This is a genomic window from Streptomyces sp. NPDC051921 (assembly GCF_040680975.1).
Classification (GTDB): domain Bacteria; phylum Actinomycetota; class Actinomycetes; order Streptomycetales; family Streptomycetaceae; genus Streptomyces.
Genome location: NZ_JBFAXU010000007.1, coordinates 285,221 through 292,241 on the forward strand (window position 1 = coordinate 285,221; position 7,021 = coordinate 292,241).

The window sequence follows — 7,021 nt, forward strand, 5'->3', positions numbered from 1 at the left end:
ACCGCTCCCCCCGTGGGCGGCCACGGACGGGCGAGCACCGCCTGCGCCTCGGCCGCCGGTGCCGTGGGCCGTACGTCCGCCCCCATCGCGGACCGCACGTCCGCGCCGCCCGCTGCGGGCCGTCGTTCCGCGCCTACGGGGGGCACTCGTTCCGCAGGGCGGAACGAGTGGGCACAGCCCACGACGGCGGGCGCCGCTCCACGGGACCGCACCCACCACGGCCCGGTCCGGGCCACCGTCCGCCGCGCCCCGGTGCTGGGCACCACCCGCTCCACCGCGGCCGACCGCTCCGCACGCGACGCCACCACCCCCCGCGACAAGATCGAAGGCCTCCTCCTGGGCCTCGCGGCGGGCGACGCCGCCGGCTGGCCCGCGGCCAGGCACCGCGCCGCCCGCATGCCCGAATGGACCCGCCGCCTCACCCGCGAACTCGACACCTTCGCCGAGCAGAACGCGACGACCACGCTCCCCGTCCCCATCGCCCTGAACCAGCCCCCCGAGCCCCTCCGCCTCGGTCCCTCCGACGACGCCGAATGGGCGGTGTTCACCGCCGAGGCGCTCCTCGCCTCCGCCGGGCCCCTCTTCCGCACCCTCGCCCCCGAGCGCCGGCTCCGCGCCGCCGTCGACCTGGCCTGGAACTCGCTCGCCGGCCAGGTCGCCGCCGCTGCCGACCGCGCCCCCGAGGTCGAGTCCGCGGTGCTCCCCCTCCGCGCCCGGATCTCCGTACGCGCCGGGCTCGGCAATCTCGCCACCGGCCTGCGCCCGCCCGCCACCGGCCACGACAACCCCCACTACTTCGACGACTCCGCCTGTGTCCGCGCCGCCGTCCTCGCCCTCGCGCACCCCGGCGACCCGACGTCGGCCGTCGAACTCGCCGAGTTCGACGCGCGGTACACACAGGACGGCGACGGCGTCCACGGCGCCCGCGCGGTGGCGGCGGCGACCGCCGCGGCGCTCGGCGGCGGCACGCCGGACGAGGCCGTGGAGGCGGCGCTCGCCCAGCTCCCGCCCGCGACGGAGATCGGCCGGAACGCCCGGCACGCCGTCGAGCTGGCCCGCACCGCCGACTCCTCCTTCGAACTGGTCCCGCTCCTGGAGCACCAGATCGTGGACCACGTCTACAGCTACGGCATCGCCGCCGCCGAGACCGTCCCGGTCGCCCTCGCGCTGACGCTCGCGGCCGACGGCCGGGTGGCCGCGGCCGTACCGGCGGCGGCCTGCCTGTCCCGGGTCGCGGACTCGGCCCCCGCTCTGGCGGGCGCGCTCACCGGCGCGCTGGGCGGCGGGAGTTCGGTCCCGGCGACGTGGCGCGAGGCGTGCCGCACACTGGCGGGCTGCGCGCTGCCCCGCCTGGCCGGCACGGACCTGGTCGAACTCGCCGGTCTCCTCGCAGCCACGGAACTGACCACCCCGGGTGGACAATTCCGACATGACACCCAATCTGGATGACCGCATCACCGGCAGTCTCGTCGGGGCGGCCGTGGGCGACGCCCTCGGCGGCCCCGTCGAGGGCTACACCCCCGAGCAGATCCTCGCGCGCCACGGCGGCCGCGTCACCGGCATCGTCGGCCCGTGGAACGGCGACGCCTGGCGCACCGCGCGCCCCATCGCCCCGTACCACAAGGGCGACGGGCACGTCACCGACGACACCTTGATGACGCACGCCCTGATCAGGGTGTACGAGAAGGTCCGCGACCACCTCGACGCGTACGCGGTCGCCGAGCACCTGGTCCCCGAACTCATGGGCCGTACGGTGTGGATCCCGGAGCTGGAGGCGGAGGCGCTGCCGCTCCAGCGCGTCTTCCTCGCCGAGAAGTGGATCGTCACCCGCCTCCACTACGGGCACGCCGACCCGCGCGAGGCCGGCACGGGGAACATCGTCAACTGCGGCGCGGCCATGTACATGGCCCCGGTCGGCCTGGTCAACGCGGCCCACCCGGCAGCCGCCTACGCGGAGGCCCTCGACATCGCGGGCGCCCACCAGTCCTCGTACGGCCGCGAGGCGGCGGGCGTCTTCGCGGCGGCCGTGGCAGCCGCCTGCGCGCCCGGCGCGACCCCCCGGACGATCACCGAGACCGCCCTCCTGCTGGCCAAGGACGGCACCCGCGCCGCGATCGAGGCCGTCGCCGAAGTCGCCGAAGCCCACCGGGACTTCGACACGGCACTCGCCCCGCTGCGCGCGGCCGTCGCGCCCTTCGACTCGGTCGGCCCGGACTACCGCGCCCCCTCCCTCGACGCCCGCCGCCCGTCCCGCCTGCACGCGATCGAGGAACTCCCGATCGCCCTCGGCATGCTCCTCGTCGGCGAGGGCGACTACCGCCGTACGGTCCTGGGCGCGGTCAACTACGGCCGCGACTGCGACTCGATCGCCACCATGGCGGGCGCGCTGGCCGGCGCCCTGCACGGCGAATCGGCCGTCCCCGCCGAGTGGGCGAAGCGGGTCTCGGAGGCCAGCCGCCTGGACCTCCGTGCCCCGGCCGCGGCCCTGACCGCCGTGACCCACGAGATCTTCACCCGCGACACCACCCGCCGCCGCACCCACGAAGCGGCGTACGCGACCCTGACGGGCGCCCCCCGGTGACCCCCGCCGCGGCCGAAGCCCTGCGCCTCACCTGGGTCCAGCCGGAGGACCTGGTGGGCCACGAACTCCGCCAGGCCGAGGAGGACGGCCGGGACGCCGCGCCCCTCGCCGCCCGATGGCGGGCCGCCGGCGGCCTCACGGCCCCACCCGCCGCCGGCGCCTCCCCCGCCCCCCGCCCCGCCCTCCGGCCCCTCGCCGAACAGCTCCTCGACGCCCTCGCCGCACTCCCCTCCCCCCTGTCCCGCCACGAACCCACGCCCCTGGACGCGATCGTCTCCGCCTGCCCCGACTGGCCGGCCACCCCGCCCCGGGGGGGCCGGTCGAACGGGAGCAGCGGCCTGCTGGAGCGGCTGCACGCCGCCTGGCTCGGGCGGGCGGTCGGGTGTCTGCTCGGCAAGCCCGTGGAGAAGATGCCGTTGGACGGCATCCGCGCGCTCGCCCGCGCCACCGGCAACTGGCCGTTGAACGACTGGTTCACCGCCCGCGGCGTACCCGGGGCGCTGCTCGCCGCGCATCCGTGGAACCGGCGGTCCGCGGCCACCTCCCTCGCCGAGAACATCGACGGGATGCCCGAGGACGACGACCTCAACTACCCCCTCCTCGACCTGCTCCTGCTGCGTCGTCACGGCCGCGCGTTCACCACGGCCGACGTCGCCCGGCTGTGGCTCGACGAGCTGCCGGCCGGGCGGACGTTCACCGCGGAGCGGGTCGCGTACCGCAATCTGCTCGACGGGGTCGAACCCCCGCTCACGGCCGTCCGCCGCAACCCCTTCCGCGAGTGGATCGGCGCCCAGATCCGCGCCGACGTGCACGGCTGGACCCACCCGGGGGACCCGGCCGGCGCCGCCCGCCAGGCGCACCGGGACGCGGTGCTCACCCACACCGGCAACGGGGTGTACGGCGCCATGTTCGTGGCCGCCGCCCTCGCCGTCGCCGCGAGCGGCGGCGTCGACGTCCACCAGGCTCTGGCGGCCGGGCTCCGCGTCGTGCCGCCCCGGTCCCGGCTGGCCGGGGCGGTGCGTCTCGGCATCGCCGCCGCCCGCGCGGAGAGCGACTTCGACCTCGTCGTGGATCGGCTCCACGCCGAACTCGGCGGGTATCACTGGGTGCATGCCGTCCCCAACGCCGCCCTCCTCGCCGCCGCGCTCACCCACGCCGACGGCGACTTCACGCGCTCCGTCTGCGCGGCCGTGTCCGGCGGCTGGGACACCGACTCCAACGGCGCCACGGCCGGATCGGTCGCCGGTCTGCTCGCCGGCCACCCCGACCGGCTGCCCGAGCGGTGGACCTCCCCCCTCAAGAACCGGCTCTCGACCTCGGTGGCGTCCTTCGACGGCATCGGCTTCGACACCCTGGCCGCCCTGACCCACTCGGAGGCAGTACGCCCATGACCAGCCCGACCAGCATCGTCGTGCTCGGCAGCACGAACATGGACCTCGTGGCCTACGTGACCAAGGCCCCCGCTCGCGGCGAGACCGTCACCGGCCGCGAGTTCCGCACCGTGCCCGGCGGCAAGGGCGCCAACCAGGCCGTGGCCGCGGCCCGCGCCGGCGCCGAGGCGTCGATGATCGGCGCGGTCGGCGCCGACGACTTCGGCCTGCGGCTGCGCGCCGCGCTCGACCACAGCGGCGTCGACACCGACCTGCTGCGCACCGTCGAGGGCCCCTCCGGCACGGCCCACATCGTCGTCGACGACGAGGGCGGCAACGCGATCGTCGTCGTCCCCGGCGCCAACGGCACCGTCACCTCGCTCACGCACGGCGACGAGGCCCTGATCGCCACCGCCGACGCCCTGCTCCTCCAGCTCGAACTCCCCCTCTCCGTGGTCGTGGAGGGCGCCGGGGCCGCCCGCGAGCGCGGCGTCCGCACCGTCCTCACCCCCGCCCCCGCGCGCTCCCTGCCGCCGGAACTCCTCACCGCCACCGATCTGTTGGTGCCCAACGAACACGAGGCCACCGCCCTCACCGGCCTCACCGACCCGCACGAGGCCGCCCGGGCCCTCCTGGACGTCGTGCCCGCGGTGGTCGTCACCCTCGGCGCCGCCGGCTGCCTCTACCTCGCGCGGGACAGCGCCGAGCCGCTCGCCGTGCCGGCGCCACGCGTCGAGGCCGTCGACACCACCGCCGCGGGCGACACCTTCGTCGGCGTCCTGGCCGTCGCCCTCACCGAGGGCCGGCCCGTGCCGGACGCCCTGGCCTGGGCCTCGGCGGCCGCCGCGCTGTCCGTGCAGCACGAGGGCGCGTCGACCTCGATGCCGTACCGCGTCGCGATCGAGGCGGCCCTCGCATGACCGCGACCACCGGCCCCGCCGCCCCCGCTCCGCTGCGCGGACTGCGCGTTCTCGATCTCGCCACCCTCTTCGCCGGTCCCCTCGCCGCGACGCTGCTCGGCGACTTCGGCGCCGACGTCGTCAAGATCGAGCACCCCCGCAAGCCCGATCCGTCCCGCGGACACGGCCCCGCCAAGGACGGGGTCGGGCTGTGGTGGAAGGTGCTCGGGCGCAACAAGCGCACGATGACCCTCGACCTGTCCGCACCCGGCGGACGCGACACGCTGCTGCGGCTCGCCGGCGCCGCCGACGTGATCGTGGAGAACTTCCGGCCCGGCACCCTGGAACGCTGGGGGCTCGGCTGGGAGGAGCTGTCGACCGTCAACCCGCGTCTCGTGCTCGCCCGTGTCACCGGATTCGGCCAGTTCGGCCCGTACGCCCACCGCCCCGGCTTCGGCACCCTCGCCGAGGCGATGAGCGGCTTCGCCGCCATCACCGGCGAACCGGACGGCCCGCCGACCCTCCCGCCCTTCGGCCTCGCCGACTCCATCGCCGCGCTCGCCACCGCGTACGCCGTGATGACCGCGCTCACCGCGAGGAACACCACCGGCCGCGGCCAGGTCGTCGACATGGCCATCATCGAACCGATGCTCTCCGTCATCGGACCCCACCCCCTCTGGTACGACCAGCTCGGCTACGTCCAGCCCCGCACCGGCAACCGCTCCCGCAACAACGCGCCGCGCAACACCTACCGGACCTCCGACGGCTCCTGGGTCGCCGTCTCCACCTCCGCCCAGTCGATCGCCGAACGCGTGCTGCGGCTGGTCGGGCGCCCGGAGCTGGTCGACGAACCGTGGTTCGCCGACGGCGCCGGGCGGGCCGCGCACGCGGACGTCCTCGACGAGGCGGTCGGCTCCTGGATCGCCCGCCACACCCGTGACGAGGCCATGGCGGCGTTCGAGAAGGCGGAGGCCGCCATCGCCCCGGTCTACGACGTGCGTGACGTCCTCGACGACCCCCAGTTCCAGGCCCTCGGCACCGTCACCGAGGTCCCGGACCCCGAACTCGGACCGATCCGGATGCAGAACATCCTCTTCCGGCTCTCCGAGACCCCCGGCTCGATCCGCTGGGCCGGCCGCCCGCACGGCGCCGACACCGCCGACCTCCTCGCCGAACTCGGCCTCACCGGAACCGAGATCGCCGCCCTGCGCGCCGAAGGAGCCGTATGAGAACCACCACCCCCCTCACCTGGCTCTACGCCCCCGGTGACCGCCCCTCCGTCGTCCAGAAGGCGCTCGGCTCGGGCGCGCACGTCGTCATCGTCGACCTGGAGGACTCGGTGGCCCCGGACCGCCGGGCCTACGCCCTGGCCGCCACCGCCGACCTCCTCTCCGACCCCCAGCCCGTACCGGTCCACGTCCGCATCCACGCACCCCGCGACATCCCATGCCTGGCCTCCCTGCCCGGTCTCGTCGCTCTCCGTGTCCCCAAGGTGACACACCCCACTGACATCGGCCGGATCGTCGAGCTCTCACGGGGCCTTCCGCTCTATCCCCTGCTGGAGAACGCGCTGGCCGTGGAGCACGCGTACGCCATCGCCGGCGCGCACCCCTCGGTCCACGGCATCGCCCTCGGCGAGGCGGACCTCCGCGCCGACCTGGGCGTACGGGAGGACAGCGGCCTGGACTGGCCGCGCAGCCGGGTCGTGGTCGCCGCCCGTGCCGCCGGCCTGCCGCCGCCGGTCCAGTCCGTCCACCCGGACGTCCACGACCTCGACGGGCTCGCCGCGGGCTGTGCGCGCGGCCGGGCGATGGGATTCCTCGGCCGGGCCGCGATCCATCCCCGCCAGCTCCCGGTCATCGAACGGGCCTACCTCCCCACCGCGGACGAGATCGCCGCGGCCGAGGAGGTCGTGAAGGCGGCGGAGGCCCAGGCCGGCGCGCTCGCCCTGCCCGACGGACGATTCGTGGACGCGGCCGTCGTCACCGGCGCCCGGCGCGTCCTGGCCCTCGCCGCGCTCCGGGCCTAGGACCGTCCGCGCCTGGTGCACCGACGGGCCCGGTGCGCGGAAACGGCGGAGGGCCGCCGGGACCGATCGGTCCCGGCGGCCACGACCAAGAATGCGCCCTGGTCGAATCAGTCCGCACCCACCACGCCCCAGTAGCGCCTGA

6 protein-coding genes are annotated in these 7,021 nt (G+C 76.0%); all 6 read left to right on the forward strand.

What is annotated here, in order from left to right; translation table 11 throughout:
* Positions 1-255: 255 nt before the first annotated feature.
* The 6 genes from AB0M16_RS12600 to AB0M16_RS12625 are packed head-to-tail and all read left to right on the forward strand — an operon-like array spanning position 256 to position 6,879.
* Positions 256-1,449, forward strand: coding sequence for an ADP-ribosylglycohydrolase family protein (locus tag AB0M16_RS12600; RefSeq protein ID WP_365341830.1), 1,194 nt, complete (start codon positions 256-258; stop codon positions 1,447-1,449).
* The gene (locus AB0M16_RS12605) at positions 1,430-2,581 is read left to right on the forward strand and encodes an ADP-ribosylglycohydrolase family protein (RefSeq protein WP_365341798.1); all 1,152 of its coding nucleotides are present in this window, start codon (positions 1,430-1,432) and stop codon (positions 2,579-2,581) included. Before AB0M16_RS12600 ends, AB0M16_RS12605 begins: the two co-directional genes overlap by 20 nt.
* Positions 2,578-3,972 carry an ADP-ribosylglycohydrolase family protein gene (locus AB0M16_RS12610; protein ID WP_365341800.1) on the forward strand — a complete coding sequence of 465 codons (1,395 nt, stop codon included), beginning with the start codon at positions 2,578-2,580 and terminating at the stop codon, positions 3,970-3,972. Before AB0M16_RS12605 ends, AB0M16_RS12610 begins: the two co-directional genes overlap by 4 nt.
* Positions 3,969-4,871, forward strand: coding sequence for a ribokinase (gene rbsK, locus AB0M16_RS12615; protein WP_365341802.1), 903 nt, complete (start codon positions 3,969-3,971; stop codon positions 4,869-4,871). Before AB0M16_RS12610 ends, rbsK begins: the two co-directional genes overlap by 4 nt.
* A complete protein-coding gene (locus tag AB0M16_RS12620) occupies positions 4,868-6,079 on the forward strand; it encodes a CoA transferase (RefSeq protein ID WP_365341804.1) in 1,212 nt (403 codons plus the stop codon). The genes rbsK and AB0M16_RS12620 overlap by 4 nt, the downstream gene beginning before the upstream one ends.
* Positions 6,076-6,879 carry an aldolase/citrate lyase family protein gene (locus tag AB0M16_RS12625; protein ID WP_365341806.1) on the forward strand — a complete coding sequence of 268 codons (804 nt, stop codon included), beginning with the start codon at positions 6,076-6,078 and terminating at the stop codon, positions 6,877-6,879. Before AB0M16_RS12620 ends, AB0M16_RS12625 begins: the two co-directional genes overlap by 4 nt.
* The last annotated feature ends 142 nt before the right edge of the window (positions 6,880-7,021 follow it).

Coding starts and splice junctions, on each gene's coding strand:
- AB0M16_RS12625 (WP_365341806.1), top strand. CDS start 6,076: ATGAGAACCACCACCCCCCTCACCTGGCTCTACGCCCCCGGTGACCGC.
- rbsK (WP_365341802.1), top strand. CDS start 3,969: ATGACCAGCCCGACCAGCATCGTCGTGCTCGGCAGCACGAACATGGAC.
- AB0M16_RS12605 (WP_365341798.1), top strand. CDS start 1,430: ATGACACCCAATCTGGATGACCGCATCACCGGCAGTCTCGTCGGGGCG.
- AB0M16_RS12620 (WP_365341804.1), top strand. CDS start 4,868: ATGACCGCGACCACCGGCCCCGCCGCCCCCGCTCCGCTGCGCGGACTG.